At 48.6% G+C, this 24,906-nt stretch carries 34 protein-coding genes and 2 tRNA genes; 16 read left to right on the forward strand and 20 right to left on the reverse strand.

Annotated elements, in window-relative coordinates:
- Window positions 1-3 precede the first annotated feature (3 nt).
- The 3 genes from OGY06_RS13865 to OGY06_RS13875 are packed head-to-tail and all read right to left on the reverse strand — an operon-like array spanning window position 4 to window position 2,843.
- A complete protein-coding gene (locus tag OGY06_RS13865) occupies window positions 4-219 on the reverse strand; it encodes a hypothetical protein (protein ID WP_053389961.1) in 216 nt (71 codons plus the stop codon).
- On the reverse strand, window positions 216-2,333 hold the full coding sequence (locus OGY06_RS13870) for a phage terminase large subunit family protein (protein ID WP_286605526.1): 2,118 nt from the start codon (window positions 2,331-2,333) through the stop codon (window positions 216-218). Before OGY06_RS13870 ends, OGY06_RS13865 begins: the two co-directional genes overlap by 4 nt.
- A 3-nt stretch (window positions 2,334-2,336) precedes the next feature.
- Window positions 2,337-2,843, reverse strand: coding sequence for a DUF1441 family protein (locus tag OGY06_RS13875; RefSeq protein WP_016150425.1), 507 nt, complete (start codon window positions 2,841-2,843; stop codon window positions 2,337-2,339).
- A gap of 313 nt (window positions 2,844-3,156) precedes the next feature.
- Here OGY06_RS13875 and OGY06_RS13880 point away from each other — a divergent pair, with 313 nt between their 5' ends.
- Window positions 3,157-3,696 carry a cytochrome b gene (locus OGY06_RS13880; protein WP_197385758.1) on the forward strand — a complete coding sequence of 180 codons (540 nt, stop codon included), beginning with the start codon at window positions 3,157-3,159 and terminating at the stop codon, window positions 3,694-3,696.
- A 75-nt stretch (window positions 3,697-3,771) separates the two neighbouring features.
- Here the strand turns inward: OGY06_RS13880 and OGY06_RS13885 are convergent, their stop codons facing one another.
- From OGY06_RS13885 to OGY06_RS13900, 4 genes are all read right to left on the reverse strand, one after another.
- Window positions 3,772-4,302, reverse strand: a complete 531-nt coding sequence (locus OGY06_RS13885) for a DUF2514 domain-containing protein (protein ID WP_197385757.1) — start codon at window positions 4,300-4,302, stop codon at window positions 3,772-3,774.
- Window positions 4,299-4,916, reverse strand: a complete 618-nt coding sequence (locus OGY06_RS13890) for a glycoside hydrolase family 19 protein (protein ID WP_286605528.1) — start codon at window positions 4,914-4,916, stop codon at window positions 4,299-4,301. The genes OGY06_RS13885 and OGY06_RS13890 overlap by 4 nt, the downstream gene beginning before the upstream one ends.
- 155 nt (window positions 4,917-5,071) lie before the next feature.
- Window positions 5,072-5,353, reverse strand: a complete 282-nt coding sequence (locus OGY06_RS13895) for a phage holin family protein (protein ID WP_197385755.1) — start codon at window positions 5,351-5,353, stop codon at window positions 5,072-5,074.
- A complete protein-coding gene (locus OGY06_RS13900; RefSeq protein ID WP_003833974.1) occupies window positions 5,340-5,726 on the reverse strand; it encodes a phage holin family protein in 387 nt (128 codons plus the stop codon). The genes OGY06_RS13895 and OGY06_RS13900 overlap by 14 nt, the downstream gene beginning before the upstream one ends.
- Window positions 5,727-6,089: 363 nt before the next feature.
- On the opposite strand from OGY06_RS13900, the gene uspF reads away from it, so the two are divergent.
- On the forward strand, window positions 6,090-6,524 hold the full coding sequence (uspF, locus tag OGY06_RS13905; RefSeq protein WP_048221179.1) for a universal stress protein UspF: 435 nt from the start codon (window positions 6,090-6,092) through the stop codon (window positions 6,522-6,524).
- A gap of 439 nt (window positions 6,525-6,963) precedes the next feature.
- Here the strand turns inward: uspF and OGY06_RS13910 are convergent, their stop codons facing one another.
- Window positions 6,964-7,152, reverse strand: a complete 189-nt coding sequence (locus OGY06_RS13910) for a hypothetical protein (RefSeq protein ID WP_286605530.1) — start codon at window positions 7,150-7,152, stop codon at window positions 6,964-6,966.
- Window positions 7,153-7,296: 144 nt separating this feature from the next.
- Here OGY06_RS13910 and OGY06_RS13915 point away from each other — a divergent pair, with 144 nt between their 5' ends.
- A complete protein-coding gene (locus OGY06_RS13915; RefSeq protein WP_016152722.1) occupies window positions 7,297-7,671 on the forward strand; it encodes a FlxA-like family protein in 375 nt (124 codons plus the stop codon).
- A gap of 733 nt (window positions 7,672-8,404) precedes the next feature.
- Here the strand turns inward: OGY06_RS13915 and OGY06_RS13920 are convergent.
- From OGY06_RS13920 to OGY06_RS13940, 5 genes are all read right to left on the reverse strand, one after another.
- On the reverse strand, window positions 8,405-9,040 hold the full coding sequence (locus tag OGY06_RS13920; RefSeq protein WP_286580222.1) for a hypothetical protein: 636 nt from the start codon (window positions 9,038-9,040) through the stop codon (window positions 8,405-8,407).
- The gene (locus OGY06_RS13925; RefSeq protein ID WP_286580267.1) at window positions 9,037-9,396 is read right to left on the reverse strand and encodes a RusA family crossover junction endodeoxyribonuclease; all 360 of its coding nucleotides are present in this window, start codon (window positions 9,394-9,396) and stop codon (window positions 9,037-9,039) included. The genes OGY06_RS13920 and OGY06_RS13925 overlap by 4 nt, the downstream gene beginning before the upstream one ends.
- On the reverse strand, window positions 9,389-9,697 hold the full coding sequence (locus OGY06_RS13930; protein ID WP_286605532.1) for a Ref family recombination enhancement nuclease: 309 nt from the start codon (window positions 9,695-9,697) through the stop codon (window positions 9,389-9,391). The genes OGY06_RS13925 and OGY06_RS13930 overlap by 8 nt, the downstream gene beginning before the upstream one ends.
- 147 nt (window positions 9,698-9,844) lie before the next feature.
- Window positions 9,845-10,024 carry a hypothetical protein gene (locus OGY06_RS13935; RefSeq protein WP_044711856.1) on the reverse strand — a complete coding sequence of 60 codons (180 nt, stop codon included), beginning with the start codon at window positions 10,022-10,024 and terminating at the stop codon, window positions 9,845-9,847.
- Between the two features lie 121 nt (window positions 10,025-10,145).
- The gene (locus OGY06_RS13940; RefSeq protein ID WP_191236184.1) at window positions 10,146-10,382 is read right to left on the reverse strand and encodes a DinI-like family protein; all 237 of its coding nucleotides are present in this window, start codon (window positions 10,380-10,382) and stop codon (window positions 10,146-10,148) included.
- A 573-nt stretch (window positions 10,383-10,955) separates the two neighbouring features.
- On the opposite strand from OGY06_RS13940, the gene OGY06_RS13945 reads away from it, so the two are divergent.
- From OGY06_RS13945 to OGY06_RS13965, 5 genes are read left to right on the forward strand one after another with little or no spacing between them, the layout of a single operon-like run.
- The gene (locus tag OGY06_RS13945; protein WP_286605536.1) at window positions 10,956-11,612 is read left to right on the forward strand and encodes a thermostable hemolysin; all 657 of its coding nucleotides are present in this window, start codon (window positions 10,956-10,958) and stop codon (window positions 11,610-11,612) included.
- Complete coding sequence (locus OGY06_RS13950; RefSeq protein ID WP_286605538.1) at window positions 11,593-13,035, forward strand: AMP-dependent synthetase/ligase; 1,443 nt, start codon at window positions 11,593-11,595, stop codon at window positions 13,033-13,035. Before OGY06_RS13945 ends, OGY06_RS13950 begins: the two co-directional genes overlap by 20 nt.
- Window positions 13,032-13,697 (forward strand): iron-containing redox enzyme family protein, encoded by a 666-nt coding sequence (locus OGY06_RS13955; RefSeq protein ID WP_286605540.1) that lies wholly within the window; start codon window positions 13,032-13,034, stop codon window positions 13,695-13,697. The genes OGY06_RS13950 and OGY06_RS13955 overlap by 4 nt, the downstream gene beginning before the upstream one ends.
- Entirely contained in the window at window positions 13,684-14,490 is an 807-nt protein-coding gene (locus OGY06_RS13960) for an SDR family oxidoreductase (protein WP_286605542.1), read from the forward strand. Before OGY06_RS13955 ends, OGY06_RS13960 begins: the two co-directional genes overlap by 14 nt.
- Entirely contained in the window at window positions 14,487-15,107 is a 621-nt protein-coding gene (locus OGY06_RS13965) for a tetratricopeptide repeat protein (RefSeq protein WP_191236179.1), read from the forward strand. Before OGY06_RS13960 ends, OGY06_RS13965 begins: the two co-directional genes overlap by 4 nt.
- A gap of 182 nt (window positions 15,108-15,289) precedes the next feature.
- Here OGY06_RS13965 and OGY06_RS13970 read toward each other — a convergent pair whose 3' ends face one another.
- The 5 genes from OGY06_RS13970 to OGY06_RS13990 are packed head-to-tail and all read right to left on the reverse strand — an operon-like array spanning window position 15,290 to window position 17,947.
- Window positions 15,290-15,952 (reverse strand): DUF1627 domain-containing protein, encoded by a 663-nt coding sequence (locus OGY06_RS13970; RefSeq protein WP_286605545.1) that lies wholly within the window; start codon window positions 15,950-15,952, stop codon window positions 15,290-15,292.
- A gap of 20 nt (window positions 15,953-15,972) precedes the next feature.
- Window positions 15,973-16,980: a phage replication protein O gene (locus OGY06_RS13975; RefSeq protein WP_286605547.1), complete on the reverse strand. Its 1,008-nt coding sequence runs from the start codon at window positions 16,978-16,980 to the stop codon at window positions 15,973-15,975.
- Window positions 16,977-17,219 carry a DUF4222 domain-containing protein gene (locus tag OGY06_RS13980; RefSeq protein WP_087052717.1) on the reverse strand — a complete coding sequence of 81 codons (243 nt, stop codon included), beginning with the start codon at window positions 17,217-17,219 and terminating at the stop codon, window positions 16,977-16,979. The genes OGY06_RS13975 and OGY06_RS13980 overlap by 4 nt, the downstream gene beginning before the upstream one ends.
- Before the next feature lie 12 nt (window positions 17,220-17,231).
- The gene (locus OGY06_RS13985) at window positions 17,232-17,708 is read right to left on the reverse strand and encodes a toxin YdaT family protein (protein ID WP_286605550.1); all 477 of its coding nucleotides are present in this window, start codon (window positions 17,706-17,708) and stop codon (window positions 17,232-17,234) included.
- Window positions 17,708-17,947: a Cro/CI family transcriptional regulator gene (locus tag OGY06_RS13990; protein WP_016152706.1), complete on the reverse strand. Its 240-nt coding sequence runs from the start codon at window positions 17,945-17,947 to the stop codon at window positions 17,708-17,710. The genes OGY06_RS13985 and OGY06_RS13990 overlap by 1 nt, the downstream gene beginning before the upstream one ends.
- A gap of 80 nt (window positions 17,948-18,027) precedes the next feature.
- Between OGY06_RS13990 and OGY06_RS13995 the strand changes: the two genes are divergently transcribed.
- Window positions 18,028-18,438 (forward strand): helix-turn-helix domain-containing protein, encoded by a 411-nt coding sequence (locus OGY06_RS13995; RefSeq protein ID WP_286605553.1) that lies wholly within the window; start codon window positions 18,028-18,030, stop codon window positions 18,436-18,438.
- A 314-nt stretch (window positions 18,439-18,752) separates the two neighbouring features.
- On the opposite strand, the gene OGY06_RS14000 is transcribed toward OGY06_RS13995, so the two are convergent.
- Entirely contained in the window at window positions 18,753-19,049 is a 297-nt protein-coding gene (locus tag OGY06_RS14000) for a hypothetical protein (protein WP_191236174.1), read from the reverse strand.
- A gap of 329 nt (window positions 19,050-19,378) precedes the next feature.
- Between OGY06_RS14000 and OGY06_RS14005 the strand changes: the two genes are divergently transcribed.
- From OGY06_RS14005 to OGY06_RS14025, 5 genes are all read left to right on the forward strand, one after another.
- Window positions 19,379-19,573 carry a hypothetical protein gene (locus OGY06_RS14005; RefSeq protein WP_137379916.1) on the forward strand — a complete coding sequence of 65 codons (195 nt, stop codon included), beginning with the start codon at window positions 19,379-19,381 and terminating at the stop codon, window positions 19,571-19,573.
- A complete protein-coding gene (locus OGY06_RS14010; protein ID WP_137379917.1) occupies window positions 19,566-19,751 on the forward strand; it encodes a hypothetical protein in 186 nt (61 codons plus the stop codon). Before OGY06_RS14005 ends, OGY06_RS14010 begins: the two co-directional genes overlap by 8 nt.
- Before the next feature lie 333 nt (window positions 19,752-20,084).
- Window positions 20,085-21,932, forward strand: coding sequence for a RecE-related exodeoxyribonuclease (locus tag OGY06_RS14015; RefSeq protein WP_502872900.1), 1,848 nt, complete (start codon window positions 20,085-20,087; stop codon window positions 21,930-21,932).
- Window positions 21,933-22,216: 284 nt separating this feature from the next.
- Window positions 22,217-22,459, forward strand: coding sequence for a DUF4224 domain-containing protein (locus OGY06_RS14020; RefSeq protein ID WP_071667664.1), 243 nt, complete (start codon window positions 22,217-22,219; stop codon window positions 22,457-22,459).
- Window positions 22,434-23,477 (forward strand): tyrosine-type recombinase/integrase, encoded by a 1,044-nt coding sequence (locus tag OGY06_RS14025; protein ID WP_286580242.1) that lies wholly within the window; start codon window positions 22,434-22,436, stop codon window positions 23,475-23,477. The genes OGY06_RS14020 and OGY06_RS14025 overlap by 26 nt, the downstream gene beginning before the upstream one ends.
- A 66-nt stretch (window positions 23,478-23,543) precedes the next feature.
- On the opposite strand, the gene OGY06_RS14030 is transcribed toward OGY06_RS14025, so the two are convergent.
- Window positions 23,544-23,633: transfer RNA gene (locus OGY06_RS14030), tRNA-Ser, on the reverse strand.
- A 93-nt stretch (window positions 23,634-23,726) separates the two neighbouring features.
- Here OGY06_RS14030 and mtfA point away from each other — a divergent pair.
- Window positions 23,727-24,491, forward strand: a complete 765-nt coding sequence (mtfA, locus tag OGY06_RS14035) for a DgsA anti-repressor MtfA (protein WP_125112518.1) — start codon at window positions 23,727-23,729, stop codon at window positions 24,489-24,491.
- Between the two features lie 132 nt (window positions 24,492-24,623).
- Window positions 24,624-24,699 (forward strand) — tRNA-Asn (locus tag OGY06_RS14040).
- Window positions 24,700-24,906: the final 207 nt, after the last annotated feature.

Below are 24,906 nucleotides of genomic sequence, written 5' to 3' on the forward strand. Positions count from 1 at the left end.
GCCTTACAGAAAGTTAGCGAGTTTGAACGAGCCGCTGCGGTTTGAGACAGCGCGCCAGCGCCTTTCCCAGTATTCAAGCTCGTCACGCAGGGCTTTGGGGTCATGGTTGGTAATTGCCCGGCCATTAACCCCCGTGAATGACACGCTTTTACCGTCCAGAGAATCCCGGTAAGCCTGGCGCACAGTTACCAGCATCTGCTGAATTTCTGATTTCGTCACAGCCAGCCTCCGTTGTCACTGACACCCAGCCAGCCACCAGAAAGCGGGCTGGGCTGTTCAGTTACAGAAACAGGAGACGAACGTACAGGTACCGCTTTTTTCACAGCAATCTCCCTGGGGCGATCCCCGTCAATGATGTTTGAATTACTCTCCTGAGCGGCTGCCCATGCCGGTGGCTGTTCCCAGTCCCGGATTTTTTCATAACCACGCAGGACAGCGACGGCATGGGCATAACAGAAAAGGTCAAAGGCTTCGTTATTGCCTTTTCCGGGCTTGCGCCATTTTCCGTCCGTACCGCGTTCTTCGTAGGTAAGTTCTTCGTAGAACCACTCCCCAAGCCAGTCAGGAAAATGGATATACCCGGCACCGGGTGTTTCACGCTCAAGGTTGTTACTGAGCTGATCTTTTAGCAGGTCTGTCTGCAACAGATATACCGGAACCTCACCACGCGCATCCGCCCGGCGATCGCTTCGGCCTGTGTTGTCAGGGTGCGTTTTGGTAATGATTTTCTGGCGTCGGGTGCTGTCACCTTTTATCAGGTAAACCCGTTTACCCAGTCCGTCACGACGACACTGGCGCCAGAATTTATAGGCGTTATCCGTTACCCCATCTTCCCCGCCGCTGTCGACAGCCATTGCAAGAATGGGCATCCGTCGCGAGGGGTCTGACTGCAACGCATAGGTTTTTTCGAGGACATCCGTGATGAGCAGTTGCCAGTCTTCCGGATAGGATCCGGGATGCACCTGCTGTGCCTCACCATTTTCATCACAACGCAGGGACTGGCGGATGTTATAGCGGTCCACCAGCCAGCGTTCGCCGTTTTCACCGTACCCGATGATCTGGACGACAAAACGGCGCTTCTTCCCACCCTGCACATCCACCGACGCCAGAAGAAAACGGACTTTCGGCGGCACAAGCCGTTTGCCATAGTCTTCTGCCCGCAGCATCAGCACGTCAGCACGTCGCTGCTCACTGGCTGCACGGGGAAGATAAGGCAGCCCCCAGTCAGTATTAATTACCGTCTTGAGTGTTTCTTCGCTGCCGGTGGCCTCATAGTCCTGTTCCGCCGTCAGTAATTTGTAAACCAGTTGCGCCCATGTCTGGTATGCCGCCGCAGGTCCCTCCATCCAGAACGAGGCAATGCGCGAGCGTCGGGCTTCTCCGGTGATGTTGCCCTCACGGTCGATAGTCTGACCCTCTCGTAACCAGACACCCTTTCCGTTCAGTTCCCGCTTCCTGTCGGCGGTAATCATGCCGCTACAATGCGGACAATCAATATGCGCCGCTTCACTGGCCTTTACCGGGTCAGACGTTTCCCGGTAGCCTGTCATCGCCTCCATGGCCGGTTGAAAGTATTCCCCGCAATGTGGACATGGCCAGTACCAGCGACGACGATCGCCGCGGTTATATAAAGAAAGGATCCCGGTCGTGGGAGGGGCTTCGTGAGGTGACTTTCTCCGCCACTTCGTATTGGTGATTTCCCTGCCCGGTGAACTCTCGACCAGCGTCATCCCTGCCGACATAAAGGTGGTGGTACGTTTTGAAGCAAGCGAAAATCCGTCCCCTTCCCCGTCGATATCTTCCGGGAAGCGATCGTAATCCGTCAGCGCCACACACTTAAAATCTGAGGACGACATGATGTTGATAGACGGCCAGCCTATCTTCAGGTAGTTCCCGGCAAGGAAAGTCCGGTCATGCACGTTGTTGTCATTGCGTGAAGGACTCAGCCGGCATGCCACCTCCGGGCTGACACGAAATGTTCGGGCCAGACGTTTTTTTGAGTGTTCGCGCGCTTTTTCTTCCGTCATCTGAATGATGAGCATGTCAGACGGATCACAGACAACGTTGTACACCACCCAGCCATCAATCAGACCAATGGTTTTACCCGTTCGGGCAGGGCCAACAAAAATGACAGCATCATATTCGCGTGATGCCAGGCAGTTCATCGGCTCCACAACATAAGGGGCAAGATTAGGATCCCACTCAACGGAGTTACCCACACCGACCGGAACACGCATATATTTATGTACGGCTTCGGCTACAGGCATTCGACGTGGTGCTCTGATGATCCCGGCAGTGTTTTTTTTTAGCTCCGCCGCCGTGGCCTGTCGCATGGCTTACTCCTCTTCTGGCGAACTGTCCTCCTGTTCCGGCGTATCTGCCTGCTCAACCTTCAGGGCTATCTGATCCCGCAGGTCATCGATGACTTTTTGAACCCGAACGACGGCTGCAGGCGTCATCGCGCAATCACGTTCAAGAATATCCGGCAGCGTTTCCAGCACCTGAACGACGGCTTTTGCCATCGATGAAAATTCTCGGGTCACTGTCGATGCCGGGATTAACTCACCTGTTTCCTGCTGGAATTTAAGCCTCTCGCGTTCAGACTGAAACCACGCCTTACGATCCGGCGGTAACATCTTATCGATATCCACCAGCTCGGGTGCCGTGGTTCGGCCCAGCAGTTCCCGGAGAATATCGACAACAGAATAAAGCTTGAGACGAGAATTACTGCCTGGAGCGGGCTCAACATTATTCAGCCTGCTTGCGATCGTCTGACGATGAAGATCGGTCACCGCTGCCAGTTGATTGATGTTGAGGCGAAGGTTCTTCAGTTCGTTATCCATGATGATGAACAATATTTAACCATTTCGACATCGTGAATAATCTCACGACTGAAATATCAACAAGTTAAGGGAATGATGATGATGCCGATAAAATGCAAAAAACCAGCCGTTTTCCGCGTGTCCTCGCCCCCTCGGTGTTCAAAATAGCAAGGAGTACCTTTTTAAATGAAAATTACTATCATTCACATAACTAATAAATATAATCCTATCGAGATTTAGCTGAAAATAACCAATCTATATCTCTCAACAAAATAAGGATTTGTTAAGCTTCATGCTTTATGGTCGATGTAACACATAGTTTGAGGCAAGAATAATGATCAGATTCTCAAAAATTCAGATTCGCTTACACTGGCTAACTCTGATGTTAATAGCGATAACCTATGCGGCTATGGAGCTGCGCGGATGGTTTCCCAAAGGCAGCAACACCTACCTTCTTATGAAAGAAACACATTACAATACCGGGGTATTTGTCTGGTTTTTAATGATAATACGGTTAATTATTAAACATAAGTATCATGACCCAGCTATCACTCCTCCCCCGCCTGCATGGCAGATGATGGCTGCTAAAATAATGCATATCCTGCTCTACATTTCTTTTGTGGCTCTACCATTACTAGGTATTGCAATTATGGCTTACGGTGGAAAGGACTGGAGTTTCTTAGGTTTTAACATTGCGCCTTTCGTTACTCCTGACGGAGAAACAAAGTCACTTATCAAAGATATACACGAAACACTGGCAAACATCGGGTATTTTTTAATCGCAGCACATGCTGGTGCAGCGTTATTTCATCACTACATCCAGAAAGACAATACTCTTTTGAGGATGCTCCCTGATTGTAACGAAAAGAAATAACCAGAGGCTTTAATATCGTACATTATGGCAGTTGTACAATAAACGACTGCCATAATGACTGTCCTGATTTCATCTTTAAATACCAGTTTTATTTGACTGTCTCACCGACTCGTAAATACGCTCACACGTTATCCCGGCGGTGTACCGTTCATCAGATCGCGCAGCATAATATCGAGCTTCTTCTGCAAGGCGTCCGAGCATGTCGGCGAGCACTGCGGCGTCGGCTCCGGCTGTTTTGCTTCTGACGGCAGCGGCAAGATCTGCGGTGTGCTTTGCGGCGCCCAGGTGGGCGGCAAGCTTTGTTGCTTCGGTGCGCAACTGGTTAACAGTGGCAGACAGGCCAGCAGCAGTGGCAGCAGATTTAGCGGCTTGTGCTTGTGCATCTTTTAGTGCCTCATCACGGGCAATAATACGCCCTTGTTCAATCCAGCGGGCGGCAGTCTGCGCGTTCGCTTCCTGTGAAGATTCCACGCTATTGCGGTCAGCCCACTTCTTTTGCCAGCCCCGCTCACTCCAGACGTTCCCGGCAAGAAACGCACCAGCCATCAGCAACAATACAATGATTGTTTTCCACCGTGCCTTAACTAAAGCAAAGATCGCTGTCATACCAGCAACGCCGCCCGCGCTTTGTTATAACGACTATTTCTGTCAGCCAGTCCATTCTGGCCACCGTTAATGATCTGCGTGACGCGTACAACATCACCTGAATACATCAGGCAACCACGTAACGCGAAATACCAGGCAGCAGAACGGGCTGCATGCTTCTCCTGTGTCAGCAACGCTGGTGTGCTGATCAGATCGAGCTTCAACGCCGCACCGCATTTAGCGTAGTTCTCGCGGCCAGTGATTTGAAGCAGGCCACGACCGCGATATTTCCAGCCATCGCCCTGGCTGTTATTCCCCATGCGGTCACCGTACACCAGATTGGCTATTTGCGGCTGGTGGGCCACCTGCTTACCATCGACACGACCCAGCATTTCACACTGATAAGGAGTAAGGCGTTTACCAAAGGTTTTCTTCAGCCCCTCTACCGAGTAGTTGAAGCTTTCCACCAGCGAGGTAAAACCAGCAGACTCATGCCCAACCTGGGCGATGAACATAGCCAGATCGTTCGTAGCTGTAATGCCAAACTCTTTTATTGCCGCATCAATGTGCAGAAACCAGAGTGCAGAAAGCCCGGCGCTGATACCAGCCGCCTGCTGAAATTGTGATTGGTTCATATAGTTACCGGATAAAACCACTATTAATGGTAGGGATTGGAATTCACCTGAGATAATGAAATTAAATTTAATTTAAGTCACAATGAGACTTAAGATAAATCCTAATAATTTCATCTTCTTTGCGGGTTGTAGCGATGTCGTTGCGACTCGCTTTTTTATTTGTGAACAGCATCAATAAGCCGCGCTACGTTCCCTCTGACGGCGACCAGCACGGACAGGAAAATAATGTTGGCCCCGATAGTGGCCCACGATGAGTAAGGGTAGATACCGCACAGATACGCCAACGGAACGGCGCTGTAGATGACCGTAATCAGCCACGCTAAGCGAGATATCCACGGTCGATGTCGGGAATCACCCCGACGGTAAAACATCAGGGTCAGCACTACCCCAGCGCAAAGCAGCGCGTTGATTGTTGCCGATGGGTCATTTAGTACCACCTGAACCTCCCCGGCGCGTTATCAGCGCCACCAGCGAGCCGACATCCTGGTTATTCAGAAACGTCAGGATTTTGACAGCTAAAGCAGAAACGATTACGGCTCCGATAGCGTCCAGAGGCTTATCACTGTAACCAGTCCAGTCAGCCAGCTTTGAACCAACCAGCCCTGAGCAGATGATCCCGGCAATGTAGGACACGACAAAATACGCCAGCCGACGTGCTGCGCTAAGGTCCGCAGCCGTTGCTATATAAAATACAGCCCCGGCAAATGCGCCAAATACCACGCCGTAATCGGTTCCGGAAAGAAATCCATAGACGCTGGCCCCCGTCAGGACACCACCAGCCAGCCCAGTACCGGAAATCGGATCGGACATTTAGCCCCCTCTTAATTGCTGTGAGTCCTCTCAGGAATGAGGGGAAATAGGTTCAGGCTTCACGGGCTGGATTTGTCAACAATGCACGTAGCGGATGATTCCCGTGAGCCTGATATGAAAAAGGCCGCCATGCGGCAGCCTCGAAATGAATACGGTTGTTACATTGATGGAGTAAGTGGAGTCTTAAGCAACTCTGATACTTGAACAATACCTACATAATGAATCCTGCCCCCCAGAATCATTAGATTGAAAGCGCAAATAGTATGAAGGTACCAATTCGTAAGTTTTGCCAGCCAAGACACATTTTTTTTTGTCCCAGATACTAAACTTCCTGCCGAACAAAAAACAAACAGGATGGCTAAAATGTACAACTCTATTTTAGTACCAATTGATGTTTCTGAGACTGACTTAACACGGCAAGTTATCCCCTATGTTCAGGCTCATTCTGTATTAAATACTGCTAAAGTACATTTTCTAACAGTAGTTCCCACATTGCCTTATTACTCATCTTTAGGTCTGGCATATTCAGCAGAAATGCCAAAATTAAAAGACATTCAGCACGCTGCATTATTGAAACTGGATGAAATCGTGAAGCAATTCAAAATCCCTGCGGGAAAAACCCAAACACATGCAGCCGCTGGGTCACCAAAGGATCAAATACTTAATCTCGCTAAATCAATCGATGCTGACTTAATCATTATTGCCTCACATCGTCCAGACATTTCAACCTACCTCTTAGGATCGAATGCAGCCGCCGTTGTCCGACACGCTGGTTGCCCTGTACTTGTAGTTCGATAAGAAATGAATCGCCACGCGCTTAGATGACATTCCGTTAGCTAGAATTACACTATCAAAATGCAAGAAAAAGGCCCATTCCATGGAGTGGGCCTGAAAAGAAGTATTTTGATTAACGTGATGCCGGGTGCCTCCCGGTGGATCTTTGGCTGACAAACCATGACCCGTGTGCACTAAGCATGTCATTCCATGACTTTGTTTACTGTCAGTTTCACCCCTCCGCTTAGGGGGATTCATCACAATTACGTCAAAACGAGAGCTTTTACTAGATGCTCTATAACTTTAGAACCAATAAGAAAAACCTGCAATCAAACAACACTATTATTCTAAAAGGATCAGACTTCACGGGCTTGATTTATCAACAAAGCACGTAGAGAGTGATACCCGTGAGCCCGAAATGGAAAAGGCCACCATGCGACAGCCTCGAAGTAAGTGCGGTTGTTTATATAGGTGGAGTAAGAGGACCTTCTAACACTTCTGCTTCACCGTTATGGCAAATGTCGTCTCCTCTTGTCAGATGCCAGACTCCTGTGATTTTTTTACCCGTTTCCAGATCATCAACAGTGTCATTCGTGTAGTACGCTACCTGTACAACTCCGACATGCTGAATCCAGTAATACCCTTCTTTCATAAGCTCCTCCGCGATACTCAGCAGATAGTATAGAGCGGCACAAATAATACTGTGGTGCAGGAAGCCACAACTTAACCTTTGCTAATAAAGTAATTTCGAAAGATGACGATAATGGGTAATAAATGTAAGGCCGGAGGAACCACCATGAGCATGACAGTTAGCACTTTGGGTCAGGACATACTGCAAAGCACAGTAAAACAAGCACCTTCAAGTACTGGAAACTCTGTTTCACAACAAATTCAAAACCTGAAAAAACAAATTGGTGAGTTGACAAAAGAACTCAGCGCCATGGGTTCAAAAATAAATGAAGTAACCTCCGAAGATGAGGCAAAACTGCTTAAACAGCAGATGGAGATGATTCAAAGGCAAATCGAGTCTATGTACGCAAAAATTGCTCAATTACAAAAACAAGAAGCAGAAAAAAACCAAATGGCATCGGGTGCATTACCTACGGTAAGTGACAAATCAAGTTCGAACGTTGCAGGGAATAATACTAAAAATATTGATGTCTACGTTTAGCAGTTGCCCCCCTCTCATTTTTCCTCTGAGCTAGAAACGAAAAAGCATTGGAGCATTGTGAGAACTTGTTTTCAGGTTAACAATTTCAGCTCGGCGATATGACAGGGGTACTGGTGCAATGCACCTCGCGAATACCCCTGTCGTATCGCCGAAAAGCAAAAACCCCGCACTGGCGGGGTTCTCGTTATATTCAAATTGTTCGCTTTTCGTCGCTGACATCGTGGCGCAGCTCTGCCAAGCATGAATCAATTATTCACTTTGTTGGCCCGTTTTCAAACGTTTTTACATCATAAAGCACTTATAGCTAACTCTAACCGACATTTTGTACAAATATCACTCAACAAATGAGTTATTCGTTACAAAACGATCGTTTTGAACGATCGATAAATAAAAATCGATCTGTAATACCAATTTTAATTGTGTGGTTATCGCACGTAGACTCAGGGCCAAACCTAATAAATGGAATTATCATGAGCCTTTATCACTACTTGGCCATATATATCGCGGGCTTCATCATAATGTTTGCTTTGTTAGTTCGTGGGGATCGGGTACACGGCCTCGAGTTTGACCTGGCTGATACGTTGATAACCTCCTTTCTGTGGCCCTTCTACTCTGTGGCTATTATCTGTATTAAGATTTATGAGCGGTTTAAACAGAATCGTCACTAATAGCCATTTACCCCGACTACTAACCGGGGTTTTTGTTTCGAATTACAGACTCATCAGCCTCCCGGTCAGTTCCTCTTTTGGTATGACCAACCATCCTCTAACCCGGCTCTCATCTGGTTACGAACCGCAAGGAATGTTTTTGCTCTGAATATTTCCAGGCACCATCGCACGCGTGTTCTCGCCTCCCCGTCGGTTAACCATGGCGCAATCGCCTGCAGTTCCCGGGTTATGTCTGAGATTTTTTTTCGGGTGGTGTAATACTGAAGACCAACGACATAAACCGGATCGTTTATATCCAGTGCCTGCAGTACGCATTGTTCAACAAAATCGACATCATCATTATGCAAAGCTTCATCAATCACACTGGCAGTTGACTGTGGCCAGAGAATGCTATGTGCCCTGTTCATCGCCTGCTGTCCACGGAATCCCTCTTCACGAGCCTGGTTCAACGCTGCGGTGAAGCGTTCTAACGCCTTATCTGACCAGTTCCGTCCCTTAAGCACATTCCAGCACGCGTGTCCTCGCGGCATACGTGGTGCTGTTTTTCCTCCCACCCCTTCCCCCCAGGTAGTGAGCAAGGATTTAATCCATCCGGACTGAATCCCCGTCAGGAGAATGCATTTACCCAGCCAGCTTTTACGCGGCGCAGCTGCTGCTTTTTCAAATGCTGACTGCTTTAGTCTGAGTTGGCGTGGCGTCATGCTTTTAGATCCTCAATAATTATTCTCCCGGTTTCTCCCCATAATTTTGATACCCGCACATCCCATATATGAGCATCATTTTCGTAAATGGCATCCATCAGGGCTTTCATCATATTGTCAAAATCAGGTTTTATCTGGTGTGGTTTACCGTTGAAATCAGCCCGTTTCTTTTTGCTCCAGCTCGCTGGCATCGGCAAGATGAAGGTGACATGCGCACCGCTTTCCGGCAGCTCAACACCCTGCAGACGAACTTCATCACAGAAAGCCCGGTAGCGCAGAACCTCGGGGCGTTTTTTCCATTTGTCAGCGCGCGTCATTCTGGGCTTGCCGACAGGCGTGATTTTATATTCAGGCATGAGTCGATTTCCCCAGTTCGTAGAGAACCTGCACCAGTAGCTCTGTTTCAGTACCGAAGTTATTTTCCCAGGACTGGCGACCGGCATGAATGGCCACACCGTGACCGCCGGTTCGATGATGGGTATGACAGAGAGGAATTACGTGAAAATTGTCTGCACGAACAGACATCCCGGTACCGGAGCTACAATGATGGATTTCTGCGGGAGAATCTCCCAGCCCTTCGTTGCGGCAGACAATGCAGCGCAATTCAGCTACACGGGAAAGATGAAATTTTTCAGCTTTATTTTTTGATTTGCTCATGCCGTACCACCAGCACGAACAAAGGCACCGTTTGTGAAGAAACGGCGTGATTGGGGTAATTCATTTCTTTGCGCCATCGTGATTTCCCGGTTGGCGCAGTGTTACTCAGCGGGCTGTTCAGACCCGTTTTCATTATAACCCAACTTGTCAGGCATCTGAAACAGGTAGACCAGCTTTCTTCCTGACCTCTTCCAGTGCCCGTAAAGACGTTACAAACTCATCTTTACGTAATGCAAACCCCCTCACCACGCGCCCCTTCACAAAATAAATCAGAACCGGGCCAGTGTGCTCCGGCAACCCTGGGATTAAATCATCCGGAATTTGCATGAGATGCCCCTTGCAAAGATTCCCACATCTGAATCGACCTGTATTACCTGATAATAATTGTGCGAGGCGATGCGGAAACTCGATCTAAAAAATGGCAGCAGGTGCCACCAGCTTAAGGGGGTTAACTAACCAACCACTCGTCTGTACTTCCACAGGTATCCAGGAGAATTGATTCAATTTTCTTTATGTCGTCCTTGTCACCGCCAAGAACGCTGAAACCGTCAGCCCCAGCTCCACGAATGCTCTGGCTACAGTTTTCATCCTGATGCCCCAATCTTTTCAGCAACTTTTTTTCCAGTGCTGGTACCGTGCCATTTGGAAGTTCTTTAGTGCGATCAATGGCTAATTCAACTCTCATAATTGCCTCCAATGCATATACTGTGTTTTTGTACAGTATACCTGTAAGCAGAAATGGTCAACGATTTAAGAGCACAAATTGTTAATTTTTGTCAGGACACATAAGTGGAAATTCGCTGTAGCGGATTGAATTAGCGATATTTTATTAAGCTGCTATTTTTTCTACTGGCAATACCTAAACAAATTAACCCTGGCCAGCGTCTCATCGAACAGCGTAGGTAGAACCATGAAGTAACACCTGACCACCTACAAGTCGTATTTTTCAATCAACATGGAGTCTGGCTCGCGCCATGAGCAAACGTTTTACGTTTCTATTGAGGTGGACAAATCCCGGAAGCTACTTCCCCCCTGAAACCAGGATATTAAGGTTTCGTTAATCATTTTCTTTCAGCTTGACCACCGAAATTATGACTACCCATTTACGTAATGTATTTCCACATCAGGACATTGCGTTTTTTCGGGTCCTACACATCTTTGTCGCGGTATTGGATTTAAATTACCTGGCTCATGCTCAACTTAATGTTGACATAATGTTAACTCGCCATACTGGTAAGACGCTAAAAGAGGTCTTCCTATGCGAATCTTATCTCCTTATACGTTGCGCTGGCTTCCTGGTGAACGTGAACAGAATGATATTTCAGTGTTTATTCGTGAAAGTTATTCTCAGTTTTATCATGCTTCTCTTCCACGCTGCATGCCATGGTTACTTGGAATGTTCGATGCAAACGGAGAATTAAAAGCAGCCTGTGGCGTCCAGCCAGCCTCAATGGGCAAGATATACCTCGAACACTATCTTGATGTCCCGGTTGAAGCAGTGCTGTCTGCACGATTGTCACATCCCGTTTCACGCGACTCGATTGTTGAAATTGGTAATTTTGCCGCGAGCGACGGGGCAAGCGCCCGAATAATGTTTGCGGCTCTATGCCTGCTTCTCAATCAATACTGCTATTCGTGGATTGTCTTTACCGGAACAAAAAAAATACGCAATATCTTTTTCCGCCTGAATCTGCAACCAGTCACATTGATGTCTGCTGACCCGACAAGGCTTGGCGAAGCTGCGCGTGAATGGGGGAGCTATTACGAACATGACCCACAAATTATGGCGGGGGAGTTACATGGTGGGCAAACCACACTGAGTCAGTCCAGCCTGTTGCTGGGAATGTTTGCTGATCCGCCTTCTGCTCCCTGGATAACCCCTTCCGGAGGATCTTATGCTTCTGAACATGCTTGAGAAACAGGCTGCGCTTCAGCCAAATGCCATCGCCCTGCAGGGCGATTCTCGCTCGTGGAGCTGGCAGCAATATCATGAAGCCGTTAAGGCAGTAGCCGAACAATTATCTTCCCTCAAGGTAAAACGGCTGGCACTTGAAATGGATAACAGCCCGGAATGGGCCATCATCGATCTGGCATGCCTGGTAAGTGGAGTGGTGATCATCCCTGTCCCCTCCTTTTTCAGCGGGCAACAGAAAGCCTGGGTACGATCATCAGCCTCTGTGGATGCACAAATCGGAGGAGAAATCCTGGCGGATTGGCAGGAACACGATTTTGTACTCGGAATACTGCAAATCCGCGCAGTAGAGAACCCCGTGACTCTGCCGGCAGGAACGGCAAAGATAACGTATACCTCCGGTACAACCGGAGAGCCAAAAGGCGTCTGTCTGAGTCTTGATGGTATGGAATGGATGGCTCAAACCTTAGCGACCGCATTGCACCCCCTGAATCTGGAAAAACACATGGTGACACTGCCCCTCAGTATCCTGCTGGAGAATCTGTGCGGCGTTTACATTCCTCTGCTACTTGGCGCTGAGACGGTGATTCTCCCACCCTCCCGGATTGGGTTTGAAGGTTCCAGCCGCTTTAATCCCGCCCAGTTTCTTCTGGCGCTAACCACCTGGTGCCCACAAAGTCTGGTGCTGGTACCGGAGTTGCTACGTGTGTTACTGCAGCTGCACAAGCAGGTACCGGGCAGTACGCAATCTTTACGGTTTGTCGCCGCAGGCGGCGGCAAGGTTCCGGCTTCGTTGCTGACAATGGCGATAACGAGTGGTTTACCAGTATATGAAGGGTATGGCCTCTCCGAATGTGGCTCTGTCGTTGCTCTAAATCTGCCCGACGCAATAAAAGAGAACAGCGTTGGTCGGCCGTTACCGGGTATCCGGATCCATGTTGATGACCAGCAGCAATTGTGTGTCACCAGCCCGGCCAACGCTCTGGGCTATCTGGGAGACGCGCCTGCCTCACCCACGGTTGCCACCGGCGATCTTGGCAGTGTCGATGAACACGGCTTTGTTCGTATTCAGGGACGCCTGAAGAATGTGCAGATAAATGCCTTTGGTCGTAATTTTTCACCTGAATGGCCTGAGGCAGAGGCCATGACCTGTCCGGCTGTACGCCGGATAGTGATTTTTGGAGAAGGCTTAAGGCATAACGTTGCACTTGTTGATGCCTTCGACGGGCAACAGATGCAGGCCCGCGAGCAGCTGCTGGCCCTTTCCGCGCGCCTGCCTGATTATGCGCAGTTCCATCGCTTATTATTCACTTCAGCTATATCAGAGCCTGGCATGCTCACTACAAATGGCCGCCCACGCCGGGAACTCATCCGGCAATCCTTCTGGCAACACATTCGCACCTGTAGTGAAAAGGAGTCATCATGAGCTTTTATAACAAATTACAACAACAGACTGAGGACGAACGCCGGAGTTTACTCTCCTCACCTGTCATCGCGCGCTGCCAGGCTGGTGATATCTCGCGCGACCTGTATATCGCTTTTCTGACACAGGCTTACTATCACGTCAGCCATACCGTCCCCCTGTTGATGAGTGCGGGCAGCCGCTTGCCAGCCTCACATGAAGCCGTTCGGGGCGCAATTGCTGAATATATTGACGAAGAGTACGGGCATCAGGAATGGATCCTGAACGATATTCAGGCTTGCGGCGGTGATGCGGAAAGCGTTCGCAATGGCACCCCGGGGATACCGATAGAAATGATGGTTGCCTGGCTCTACTACCGCATTGAACGGGTCAACCCTATGAGTATTTTTGGCATGGTACAGGTACTGGAGGGAACCAGCGTGTCTATTGCTACCGCGATTGCAGCCCAGGTGGAACGGACACTGGGGCTGCCAGAACAGGCGACAACCTACCTGCGTTCACACGGTGAACTTGATCAGGGGCATCTTAAATTTTTCGCCTCACTTATGGACACCGTAACTGATGAAGCCGATCAGGCAGCCATTATCTATGCTGCTCGTCGCGTCTATCACCTGTACACAGAGATGCTTAACCAACTGGGGCAGACCACGTATGAACCTGCATGATAAAACCGTTCTGCTGACTGGCGCCAGCGGTGGTATCGGACAAGAGCTGGCGCAAAGGCTGGCGCACAAAGGAGCCAGACTCTACCTGGTTGGACGAAATGCGCAGGCGATGACGCTTCTTAAAGAGATGCTTCCCAATCCGGAACGGCATCATATTGCGCTGATGAGCAGTTATACTGATGACGAAATCGTCGCGCTGGCCAGCAGATTCAAAGATGAAAATAAACTGGATATCCTGATCAACAATGCCGGAACCAGCCGTTTTGCACTGTTTGAACAACAGTCTTTTGACGATATTCGGGAACAGATTAGAACCAATATCGAAATCCCCACCCTGTTGACCCGCGCCTTGCTGGATAAGTTTAATCCGCAGGGCATCATCCTGAACATTGGCTCGATATTTGGCGAAATTGGCCACCCAGCCTGGAGCGTGTATAGCGCCACCAAAGCGGCTACGCACCGTTTGTCGGAAGCGCTGGGGCGCGAGTTAAAGGGGAATGGTATCAGCGTACTATATGCTGCGCCGCGTGCCACCGAAACAGCGCTCAACAGTGACGAGGTTTACGCGCTTAACCGCAAACTGGGTAACAGCAGTGATTCCCCGCAAGTTGTCGCCATACGTCTGGTACAACTCCTTGAGACAGAGCAGAAACTCTACCGCTTCGGCGCGATGGAACGTCTGTTCGTTAAAATCAATGCCTGGTTTCCCGGTTTAGTGGACAAAGCGCTGGGTAAAAAATTACCAGTGATCCAGTCCTATACCCAGGGCACATTCAAAGGTGAAGACAAATGAAAATTATGAAAACGTTGCTCCTGACAGCAGCTTTTCCCGCCTCTGCCATGGCGACTACCACGCTGGAAAACCTCCAGCACGACTGGTCCGTTTGTCAGTATCAGACTCTAGAAGCAAAAAAAGAGAGCTGCTTTACTACACTGAGTCAGCGGGCCCATAGTGCGAGCCAGGCGAAAAATAATGCTGATGCGGCATTGCTTATCTGGTCGGCGATTATCGACAGTAGCTGGGCGGGGGCTAAAGGAGGGCTGGGTGCATTGAGTCTGGTCAAACAGGCCCGTAGCGATCTGGAAAAAGCGATCAGCATCGACCCCAATGCTTTACAAGGTTCAGCCTGGACCAGCCTTGGGGCGCTATATTATCAGGTTCCCGGCTGGCCGATTGGGTTTGGTGATAAAAACAAAGCCGAAGAAATGCTGAAAAAAGCATTGGCGATAAATCCTGATGGCATCGATCCAAACTATTTTTACGGTGACTTTTTGCTGAAAGAGAAAAAGACTGACGAAGGGAAACGCTATCTCGAAAAGGCTCTTAAAGCACCGGCTCGCCAGGGGCGTGAAATTGCCGACCAGGGACGCCATCGCGATATAGCAAAAGACCTGGAAAGTATTCAGTAAAATATTCAACCCCCTGCGTTGTTATAACGCCTGGGGTTGTTAGTTTGTAAATCCGTGTCACCTTTCCTCAATTGGCGAAATCTCCGTGTTCGTACTGGTACCTCAAGGTAGTTTCTTACATAAATTGAGAGTCTGCCCCTGAACAAAGTGGGTGGATGGACAGCGTGGTAATTCGCTCTGTTTCATTGCGCCAGCTCCTGCATCAGTGCGCCATGTTTGCGAATGCTGCGAACGGCTTCACGAAGTTTTTCCAGGTTGGCCAGCTTAACTTTTGTGCGGCGAATTTCATTTGAGATACCGCGTACCGTTGGGATCAGCAGATCATCAGGACGGCTGACCAAAGCGGGGATTTCCTCAACAATTTCGGTGACAGATTTTTCTAGTACTGGTGGAGTTGATGTCTCCGGTTCCCGTGGTGCAGAGCTTTTGTTTTTCACTGACGCAGTGGCCGACACCGAATAAACAAACTTACTGCCCACTTTTTCGCGGATGATCCGCCCTTTTGTCATGTGGTGGGTCAGCATTGGCGCCACACGTTTTGACTCAATACCTGCCAGTGTTGCCAGCTCAAGGGATGTCTGTGGTCCATGTTCTGCCAGTAATGCGATGACGTCGCTGACTGATACACTTGCCGGTGTTTTGCTGACAGAGCTGGCCGCCGTGGGCTGTGATTTAACTTCCCCGGTAGCAACTTTCCAGTACCCGTTAACCTGAATAACCTCCTTACGTTCTTCAAGCTCTCGAAGCATCCCGATCACAGCCGCAGGCTCAATTTTCATGCGCGCCGCAATTTCACGGGCGGTCGCTTTTTCCATCGCTTTCAATACGTCTAAAATGGTTTCCATAAATTCTCCAGGTTAATTTTTTAGCCCCTGAAACCTTCAGGGATGGTGTTGTCTGGCACTGAAATGGCGTTAACATCCCGTTGTTGCGTGCTACCGCCAAGGCGGATAATTAATTCATCCCACTTTTCCCTCAGCTTTGACGGACTCAGGACGTTGCGACACCAGAACGGATCACGCTGCACGCGTTTGAATAAATCGCAAATCTGGCGATGGGTACGCCCGTCTATGCAGCGCATCAGGCGTATTTCGTTTGCCCAGGCATTCCAGTTAGGGTCTTTTGGGCGTGACAGTTCGCCGTCTGTCTCGGCGGCCTTCTCGTAGAGTTTTTTGATGCGGGAAAAAATCCACTCAGCGCACTGGTGATCCTCTGGTGTGCCCCATTTGCCTTTTTGCTGTTCAGAAGATGATTTTTTTTCTTCGCCTGCGGATAGATCGGCTTCCGGGGACACAGTTCCCGGACAAGAAGAGATCTGTATGTATTTATCTGTTTTAAGATCTGTATAGAGAATAGATTCGGCTTGAGAGCCGTTTCCAGGATTCGGCTTATGGGCCGTTTCCATTCGGCTTAAGAGCCGTTTGGTTTCGGCTTGAGAGCCGTTTCCATTCGGCTTAAGAGCCGAATCCAGCACTGGCGGGAATATCAGGGCAATTAATGCCTCTTCATTGATGCGATAATGCATCTTCGGCGTACCGTTTACCTTGCGTTTCTTCTCTTCGATAACACCAGGCAAATACTGGCTGATTATTTTGCTCATTGCCTTACGAATGACATCCTCGCTGGACGCGCGCACTTCCGCAGCAATTACCGCATGCTCTTTGTAAAACCAGCCATTTTCGAGGTGGGATTTACCTGACCAGAACACCAGTTGATTCAGGATCGCCGCGAGTAAATGCTGCTGGCGGTCACCGGCGAAAAAATCCAGGTAGGGACAAGGGATCGTGATGCTGTTCCCCTGACCGGACATCGACTGGACAATCTCAAAAATTCTACTCACACAAAACTCCGTACCTGCTGTGCGCTCTGTCATGACTGCACCTTCCTGAACTTGAGTTCAAACTCTCTCCGGCCTGTCTCGCAGATGTCCTGATAACCTTCGTATCGGTACATAACCCGAAGATGAGAAACTCTCATTACCGTCACCATGCGTCCGCGTTCGTTGCGGTATTTCATCCCCGGAATCAGTTCAGCGCTGCGATCGACTGTCTCCGTCGGTAATCTGTGCTTCATCGCATTTTTCATACGGTCTACTAATTCCTGGGCAAGCATGGGAGCCTCCTGTTACACCGCGCGGGGACCAATTTGTTTGAACTGGATGCTGACGCCGGGAATGAGATCGGCCAGCGCCTGAATTGCCTCTGCCGTTTCTTTGCGGATTATTTGCACTGGCTTACCAGTCAGCACCGCGCTGGTCGCCTCGATGCACTCGCGGTTCGCAATGGCCACCAGGTTATGTAAGTCATGCTGACCAGCCAGTTCTGCATTCATCGCAGCTCGGATTGCTGGCGCCAGTGCAGCTGCCTGACCACGATAGTTTGGCGTGTCATTTCGAAATGCCCGCTGGATGATCTGCGTGTTGTTATGCAGGCGGCGCGCAAACTCTGACGGGTCGACGATATCCGCCAGGTTATCCAGCAAATCACCGTAGTGATGCGCTGTAATTAGCGGGACTATCTTTTTCCAGCCCCCTTTCCTGCCATCTTTCATAGCCCACTCTTCCAGCTCGATGGCCAGCAATTTAATCTCGTTGATTTTCATCAATCAGATTCCTTCTTGGTTGTGCAGGTATTCTGTTTTCCAAGGCGTTTGGCCTGGCGGTAACGGTCATAAACGTCTTTGTCGTAGATGAGTACGCCACCCGAGGCTTCCTCCAGGCGGCGGGCCCGACCTTCGGGAACAAGAGTTCCCCATTTGTAAAGAGACTGAAGTTCAACACCGGCGGCTTTCGCGAGTTTTGTTTTGGTGTCAAAAAAAGCAAGTGCTTCACATGTGAGCATGTGACCTCCATTTTGTTAGGTATGTCTAACACTAGCTTGCGCGGGATATCTAAGTCAATAAAATTTAGAATTGTCTAACTATGAAAAATTTAAACAGCCTTGGACAAAGAGCTCTTGCCAGACGTAAAGAGCTCAAGCTGACTCAGCGTGAGGCAGCCAAACTTGCTGGTGTTGCGCACGTAACCATTTCGCAATGGGAGCGTGATGAAACGCAACCTGTCGGCACTCGTCTGTTTTCGCTCGCAAAAGCCCTATCATGTACGCCGACTTGGCTGTTGTTTGGAGATGAACAGCAAAACCCTGTACCTGCCAATGAATTACCATCCACCACTCAGTTGACTGACAAGCATCGGGAGTTGATAGATCTCTTTGATTCTTTGCCTGAATCAGAGCAAGAAGCCCAGCTTCAGGAAATGCGAGCGAGAGTGCAGAACTTCAATAAATTGTTCGAAGAGCTTCTCCAAGCCAGACAACGCCAAGCAAAAAAATAATTTACTATTTATCAGTAAGTTAATTTAAATTCGCTCATTTTGTTAGTTTTACCTAACAAAAAATCTTGCTTATTCCGTTAGACATATCTAATCTAAATCCCATCAAGTAACCACACGCAGTGATTACTCAGAATCAAAATGTTCCGCTTACCCTGGCGATACAGGGCCAGAAACAAAAAAGCGCCCTACTTGGACGCTTCGCTAATTAACATTCTGGATATCCATTACAGGAGCAGTCATGCAGAAACAAAAACTTACCCCGAGGGAGTTCTGGCTTTTGGTTAAAGCCAGAGCTGAAATCAGCCTCTCAGAAATTAACAATCATGCTTCTCGCGGGGATGACTCGCTCGAATGGCATCTTGTGGAAGTCGCCAGCCTTGCATCTCTATTGAGAGAGCAAGACGAAGCTCCTCCATCGACATCTCACGACACTGTTTAATTGTCCAGCCATGTTTACGACTCAAATACAGATAGACAGCATCAAAACCATAAATATCAGAAGGATATCTCTCTTCCTCTGACAGGTGATCGCCAAAACATTCCAAAGAATAGTTTAAGTCAGCAGTTGCATGGTGTAGCTGCCAGCGAACCTGGTAAAGTTCTTTGTTCACTTTTAATCCTTATCATTATTGTGGGTATTCAGATTAACCGAATCCTTGTTGTTGGGGAATAGCAGGATCCACCGCGCCTGATGTGGTTAAAAGCAGGCCAAAGCAATAAGAAGTAGAACCCTGTTCTGGCGGCCCGGTGTTTTCCCGTATGTATCCGGCCACCGCCAGCTTTTTCAGGGAACAACATGCAAGCGCACTCCTTCACTTACCAGTAATGTGTGACAGGTCTGAAACAGGCGGAGTGCGCTTGCAGATGTGATTAGTTGCTGTGTGTGCTGCGTGGTCTTTGCCCATCTCCCACGATGGGCACCTTTTTTACCGGAGGGTTTATGAAAAATTCACAGCCAGTTATACCGGACGGGGATCCTGATGTGGAAAGCTCAGTAAGTAATTTTATTCATCAGTTAACCGTTCCTGCTTTTCGCGACTGCCTTACAGCTGAACTTGAGGCATTGTACGAACAACAGAAGGCAGCTCTCGATCACACAGAATCTTTACTCAGGATGGTGCGTGCCAATGGTTAAATTTACCAGCGAAGATATTGCCCAACGTACAGCTGAAGCTGAATATAAAAAAGCTGTGGCTGATATAACCGGTGTTAAAAAATACAAAGATGAGGCGGTGCTGGATATGTGCTTCATCAAAGTAATGACAAAAATAGTTAACGACCAGAGGGTTAATATTAGCGAATTTTTACGCTGAACTTTTATTTGCCCCCTTCGATAACTTCAAACAATTAAGAGATTTTTTATTTATGCCTTAACTGGCAGGGCTAACTATATCCATCAATGATGGCCCTGTCATAGCCAGCAATGCAGGGAGGGTAAGTGACACTTGAGTGCTGTCCGTATTGCAAAAAATGGAGTTCTGATGACTCCATGTATAAATCAACAAAAAGAATGAATAAGAGAGTAGTCACTGCTTATTTCTGTAGCCTTGAGCATGCTATCTCCTACAAACAAATTCATGAACCACGGCGCTGTAATTTAAGCAGAAGCAATGCACGCCATTCACATAAATATTATTGAGGTTATTATGACAATTGGATTAAAAAATTTTGGCGGGAGATTCGAACCAAAAAAAAGCGCACTTGAAAAAGATAGTACGCTTCCGATTTATGTTGCTTTTAAACAAGCCAAGAATAAAACAATAGCAAAAACATTACTGCATGCGGATTTTATACAGTTCGCGCCAGATTATGCTGATGATTATTTTTCTCCCAAGGTATGGGAAGCAGAGGAAGGAATGTTCTGCACTGTTGAAGGGCAGTTCTATACCGACCTCTTCACCGGTGACATTATCTGGAATGCTGAAAAAGGCGAACCAGAGCGCGTTATGGTTGAACCAGAGCTTGCTGGCGATAATGAACAACTTAATGCTGGCGCGCCGGAAGAGCAAATGAAGCCGGTGAAAGAACTTGATGTGCTGGCCCGTGCATACTGCCTCGCGGTGTTTGGTGCCATTGATGAAATCAACCCTTCTCAGTATGGTCAGTTAATCGACATGCTGAATGATGATGAATTTACCTCTTTACGTGAACAGGCGGAGGCTATCGCCAAAGAATCCCGCGTTCTTGCCCTGCTTCCTGAGAAACAGACCGAATGCCTGGCCTGGGTACGTCAGAAGGCCCGCAACAATGCGAAATGGCCAGACTATAAAAACCTGTTTACCAAATGGCTGGACACACCAGCGGATAAACGTGAGCCAGTAAAACTTAAAGCTGGAGAACCTGAAACCGGAGACGAGACTCACACCGAATCTGGCTGCACGCTCGGCGGCGGTAACGTAACCGATCGCGTTCTTCCACATACGCTGGCAACCCTGCGCCGCGAGGTCTGCATTGGTATTCTGGGTATTGCTATGGATTTCGATATCTACGAGCTGCCACATGCCGTTCATGATCGCGCAAAAAAAATGGAAGAAACCGGTACAGATGAGCGATTTACCGCGTGGTGGAAACAGTTACGCCGCACGCCCGGTATTCTGGATTTTTCCCGCGCAGCAATTATTGCCCTCATTAAATCCTCTCCAGAGGATATCTACCGCGATCCGGTAAAACTGCGCGAATACATCAATAAAAACCTGACTGAGTCAGATCACGCCAATCCGGGTCCACTGATTGTTGATATCGCCTGCGGCCGTACATCAGCCCCCCTGCCGCAAAAAAATAATGAGGTGGCCCTCAATGATCAATCCGAACAGACGTTACCGAACGAAACTGAAATACCAGCAGTCTGCCCGTCTCGCACTGCGGAACTCGACATGGAACTGGATGCAGCATTTGCTAATAGCGCCTCAAATGAGGGCGAAAAAACGGAAGTAACCGAACAGGAAAACGATCGCCCACTTCTAGATGATCATGAAATTGAGATTGCCCACGCGCTGAACGACCTGCTTTCCGGACGTACCGACATTATGGGTAAAGAAGAAGCGGAAGGCGTTGTGACATGTACCGGTCATATTATCGCTGACATTCTTCCTCTGCTGATCATCGATATTGCCACCACTGAATTTTGTCTGTCGCCCAATTTCAGCGACGAAGAAGTTCACGATGTCGCAACGACAATTCTTGATAGCTGGTCTGATGATGCTGCCGTACGTCAGAAAATCGCCCTAGATGCGATCGTGGAATATCGTCGCCCGGAACCGCCAAAACCGGTGGAGATGGATCCTCCCGTGGTTACCGTTAAGCCGAAAAAGGAACCAGAAACAGTATTTGCGCCAATACCTGCCCCGATGACCCTCACATACCGCCAGCAACTGACGCTCGCAGCTCTGCAGGGGATGTGTGCAAACCCGGCATACCGCGGCGATTTTGAAGAATTGCCGCACATGGCCGCAGCGTTGGCCGCTGGGGTTATAAGTGCGGAGGCGGAGCAGTGACAGAGAATTTAACCGGCGATGAAGCCCTGATCCGTTCTCTGCACGTCTGTGATGATGGATGTGACTGGACTGTCTGGCATGTATGGCGAATGGGTGAACGGCGGCGCATAAGCGAACATGTTTTCACGCGACCGCCAGTTCGTCAGCGTGCTTTACCGCTGAGCATAAAACCCAAGAAAAAACGGCGCCAAAAAAGAAAGGCAAAACCAACTGCTGATTTTTGATCATCAATCTTCGCCAGCTGTTTCACGTACTGTAATGGCTGGCTATCGGGAGAATAGCCGATGCATGAACTTACACTGTCTCCTCAGGAAATTGCAGAAATTACTGGCTATCAGCGCTACACCCACCAGCAGCGACAACTGCGGTGTCACGGCATACCGTTCACCACTGATGGGCGGAACCGCCCAATTGTATTGCGCAGAAGTATTGATCCCGGAGTTTCTGAATTACCTAAGGTCGATGAATATGTTGCACTTGAGCCAAATTACGACGCAATCAATGGGCAGACCAAGAAAAGATCCTAAAGACAAGCATCTTCCTCCACGCGTAACTAAAAACCGTTATAGCTATGTGTGGAAGCCAAAAGGCACAAAACAAAGCGTAACACTGGCATCTATTACCGGGACAAGCATGTCCCGGCTATGGGCGCGTTATGAGGAAGAAAAAGCCAAACGTTCAGACGTAATGACATTTTCTAAATTATGGAAATTATTCACCAGCAGCCCAGCTTTTGCTGAACTTGCTCCGCGGACACAGACTGATTACAGGTCGTATGAAAAAAACCTGGTCCCAGTGTTCGGGAATATGCGAGCAGATGACATAAAAATTGAGATGGTCAGGATCTATATGGATAAACGTGGCCAACGCAGTATTAACCAGGCAAACCAGGAACTCGGCGGGATGTCGCGTGTTTTCTCATGGGGATATGAACGAGGGTACGTGAAAGGAAATCCGTGCAAAGGAGTACGCAAGTTCTCTTTAAAAGCCCGTGACGTGTACGTGACAGACGAAGAATATCAGGCAATTTATGAAGAGGCGGCACCAGCTCTCCGGGTTGGCATGGAGATATCTTACTTATGTGCGGCTCGCGTTTCAGATGTTCTTTCTCTCAAATGGTCGCAAGTAAGCGAGGAAGGCATTTTTATCCAGCAGGGAAAGACCGGCACTAAACAAATAAAAGTCTGGACTGAACGGCTTCATAACGCCATCGAACTTGCAAAAACTCTGGGTGGGCGGGAAACGGTTATCTGTAGCAGCAAAAAAACTAAATACTCGAAAAGTGGGTTTAACGATCTGTGGGAAACTGCAAGGGAAGCAGCAGGAAAAAAACTAGATAGAAAACTACCATGTACATTTCATGATCTCAAAGCAAAGGGAATATCTGATTACGAAGGCTCGAGTAAGGACAAACAACTATTCTCAGGTCACAAAACTGAAAGCCAGGTTGTAGTTTATGACAGAAAAGTGAAAATTTCTCCCACATTGGATCTTCCAGTATTGGGCAAATCAGAAGATGATGATGGCGAGTTTTATACCAAGTGAATATACCAACACTATACCAAGTGTGACATGAGTCGTTGAAAGGAATTGAGCTAAGTGTTTGAATAGTGGCGGAGAGAGGGGGATTTGAACCCCCGGTAGAGTTGCCCCTACTCCGGTTTTCGAGACCGGTCCATTCAGCCGCTCTGGCATCTCTCCGTTTTGGCGGTTGCCATGATGCCAGGTAATTTGGCATTTTAACAGACCCCGTTCCGTCAATTTCGTTCAAGTGACGAGTTTGCGAGCAAAACGATGATTAAGTGGCCCTGGAAAGAGCAAGAAACAACCCGGAGTGACGACTGGCCGTGGGACGACGCCCTGGCTATACCTCTTCTGGTGAATCTCACCGAGCAAGAACAAGCCAGGCTTATTGCCCTGGCCGAGCGCTTTTTACAGCAAAAAAGACTGGTAGCGCTTCAGGGGTTTGAACTTGACCCACTGAAAAGTGCGCGTATTGCGCTGCTTTTCTGTTTACCTGTTCTGGAATTAGGGATCGAGTGGCTCGACGGGTTTCATGAAGTTCTGATCTACCCTGCCCCGTTTGTCGTGGACGATGAATGGGAGGACGATATTGGGCTGGTGCATAATCAACGCGTTGTACAGTCCGGGCAGAGCTGGCAACAAGGTCCGATAATCCTTAACTGGCTCGACATTCAGGATTCTTTTGATGCCTCCGGCTTTAATCTGATCATCCATGAAGTGGCACATAAGCTTGATATGCGTAATGGCGACCGTGCCAGCGGTGTTCCGGCAATCCCCCTGCGCGATATCGCCAGCTGGGAGCACGACCTGCATGCCGCAATGAATAACATTCAGGATGAAATTGATCTGGTCGGTGACACCGCGTGCAGTATAGATGCCTACGCAGCGACCGATCCTGCCGAATGCTTTGCCGTTCTATCGGAGTATTTCTTCAGTGCCCCTGAATTATTTGCACCACGTTTTCCGGCCTTATGGCAACGTTTCATTCAATTTTACCGCCAGAACCCCATGGAGCGGTTACGCGATACCCGCTAAGGTGGCCATTGTCGCTCACCAAATGTGCATTAACGCTGAATTTGAAGATTAATTAACCAATTGAAATGACGTGCTAATTTTACTGTTGACACCTCATGGTGAGGTCAGTAATATGCGCCTCGTTCACACGATTCCTCTGTAGTTCAGTCGGTAGAACGGCGGACTGTTAATCCGTATGTCACTGGTTCGAGTCCAGTCAGAGGAGCCAAATTTAAGAAGCCTGCTTAGGAAACTAAGCAGGCTTTTTGCTTTTCCGGTCGCTATAAAAAACCCTCTAATAAGTCCCCTGCCTGCTCTGCACCGCTGTTACATGCCGCATCACAACGTTGATTAAAGTTATGTAAATGTAAATCGTTTAAACTTTGCAATTATTGTAAGTGCTAGTGATTATCATTTATTGTACGCGAGCCAAAGG

It is taken from the genome of Citrobacter sp. Cpo147 (assembly GCF_030332405.1).
In the GTDB taxonomy this organism is placed as follows: domain Bacteria; phylum Pseudomonadota; class Gammaproteobacteria; order Enterobacterales; family Enterobacteriaceae; genus Citrobacter; species Citrobacter portucalensis.

Coding starts and splice junctions, on each gene's coding strand:
- OGY06_RS13930 (WP_286605532.1), bottom strand. CDS start 9,697: ATGAGCAAATCAAAAAATAAAGCTGAAAAATTTCATCTTTCCCGTGTA.
- OGY06_RS13985 (WP_286605550.1), bottom strand. CDS start 17,708: ATGAAAATCAACGAGATTAAATTGCTGGCCATCGAGCTGGAAGAGTGG.
- OGY06_RS13870 (WP_286605526.1), bottom strand. CDS start 2,333: ATGCGACAGGCCACGGCGGCGGAGCTAAAAAAAAACACTGCCGGGATC.
- OGY06_RS13950 (WP_286605538.1), top strand. CDS start 11,593: ATGCTTCTGAACATGCTTGAGAAACAGGCTGCGCTTCAGCCAAATGCC.
- OGY06_RS14005 (WP_137379916.1), top strand. CDS start 19,379: ATGAAAAATTCACAGCCAGTTATACCGGACGGGGATCCTGATGTGGAA.
- mtfA (WP_125112518.1), top strand. CDS start 23,727: ATGATTAAGTGGCCCTGGAAAGAGCAAGAAACAACCCGGAGTGACGAC.
- OGY06_RS13900 (WP_003833974.1), bottom strand. CDS start 5,726: ATGTCCGATCCGATTTCCGGTACTGGGCTGGCTGGTGGTGTCCTGACG.
- OGY06_RS13960 (WP_286605542.1), top strand. CDS start 13,684: ATGAACCTGCATGATAAAACCGTTCTGCTGACTGGCGCCAGCGGTGGT.
- OGY06_RS13945 (WP_286605536.1), top strand. CDS start 10,956: ATGCGAATCTTATCTCCTTATACGTTGCGCTGGCTTCCTGGTGAACGT.
- OGY06_RS14020 (WP_071667664.1), top strand. CDS start 22,217: ATGCATGAACTTACACTGTCTCCTCAGGAAATTGCAGAAATTACTGGC.
- OGY06_RS13990 (WP_016152706.1), bottom strand. CDS start 17,947: ATGCTCACATGTGAAGCACTTGCTTTTTTTGACACCAAAACAAAACTC.
- OGY06_RS13955 (WP_286605540.1), top strand. CDS start 13,032: ATGAGCTTTTATAACAAATTACAACAACAGACTGAGGACGAACGCCGG.
- OGY06_RS13925 (WP_286580267.1), bottom strand. CDS start 9,396: ATGCCTGAATATAAAATCACGCCTGTCGGCAAGCCCAGAATGACGCGC.
- OGY06_RS13890 (WP_286605528.1), bottom strand. CDS start 4,916: ATGAACCAATCACAATTTCAGCAGGCGGCTGGTATCAGCGCCGGGCTT.
- OGY06_RS13965 (WP_191236179.1), top strand. CDS start 14,487: ATGAAAATTATGAAAACGTTGCTCCTGACAGCAGCTTTTCCCGCCTCT.
- OGY06_RS13980 (WP_087052717.1), bottom strand. CDS start 17,219: ATGCTTGCCCAGGAATTAGTAGACCGTATGAAAAATGCGATGAAGCAC.
- OGY06_RS13935 (WP_044711856.1), bottom strand. CDS start 10,024: ATGCAAATTCCGGATGATTTAATCCCAGGGTTGCCGGAGCACACTGGC.
- OGY06_RS14015 (WP_502872900.1), top strand. CDS start 20,085: ATGACAATTGGATTAAAAAATTTTGGCGGGAGATTCGAACCAAAAAAA.
- OGY06_RS13915 (WP_016152722.1), top strand. CDS start 7,297: ATGAGCATGACAGTTAGCACTTTGGGTCAGGACATACTGCAAAGCACA.
- OGY06_RS14010 (WP_137379917.1), top strand. CDS start 19,566: ATGGTTAAATTTACCAGCGAAGATATTGCCCAACGTACAGCTGAAGCT.
- OGY06_RS13910 (WP_286605530.1), bottom strand. CDS start 7,152: ATGAAAGAAGGGTATTACTGGATTCAGCATGTCGGAGTTGTACAGGTA.
- OGY06_RS13920 (WP_286580222.1), bottom strand. CDS start 9,040: ATGACGCCACGCCAACTCAGACTAAAGCAGTCAGCATTTGAAAAAGCA.
- OGY06_RS13970 (WP_286605545.1), bottom strand. CDS start 15,952: ATGGAAACCATTTTAGACGTATTGAAAGCGATGGAAAAAGCGACCGCC.
- OGY06_RS13975 (WP_286605547.1), bottom strand. CDS start 16,980: ATGACAGAGCGCACAGCAGGTACGGAGTTTTGTGTGAGTAGAATTTTT.
- uspF (WP_048221179.1), top strand. CDS start 6,090: ATGTACAACTCTATTTTAGTACCAATTGATGTTTCTGAGACTGACTTA.
- OGY06_RS13885 (WP_197385757.1), bottom strand. CDS start 4,302: ATGACAGCGATCTTTGCTTTAGTTAAGGCACGGTGGAAAACAATCATT.
- OGY06_RS13995 (WP_286605553.1), top strand. CDS start 18,028: ATGAAAAATTTAAACAGCCTTGGACAAAGAGCTCTTGCCAGACGTAAA.
- OGY06_RS13940 (WP_191236184.1), bottom strand. CDS start 10,382: ATGAGAGTTGAATTAGCCATTGATCGCACTAAAGAACTTCCAAATGGC.
- OGY06_RS13875 (WP_016150425.1), bottom strand. CDS start 2,843: ATGGATAACGAACTGAAGAACCTTCGCCTCAACATCAATCAACTGGCA.
- OGY06_RS13880 (WP_197385758.1), top strand. CDS start 3,157: ATGATCAGATTCTCAAAAATTCAGATTCGCTTACACTGGCTAACTCTG.
- OGY06_RS14025 (WP_286580242.1), top strand. CDS start 22,434: ATGGGCAGACCAAGAAAAGATCCTAAAGACAAGCATCTTCCTCCACGC.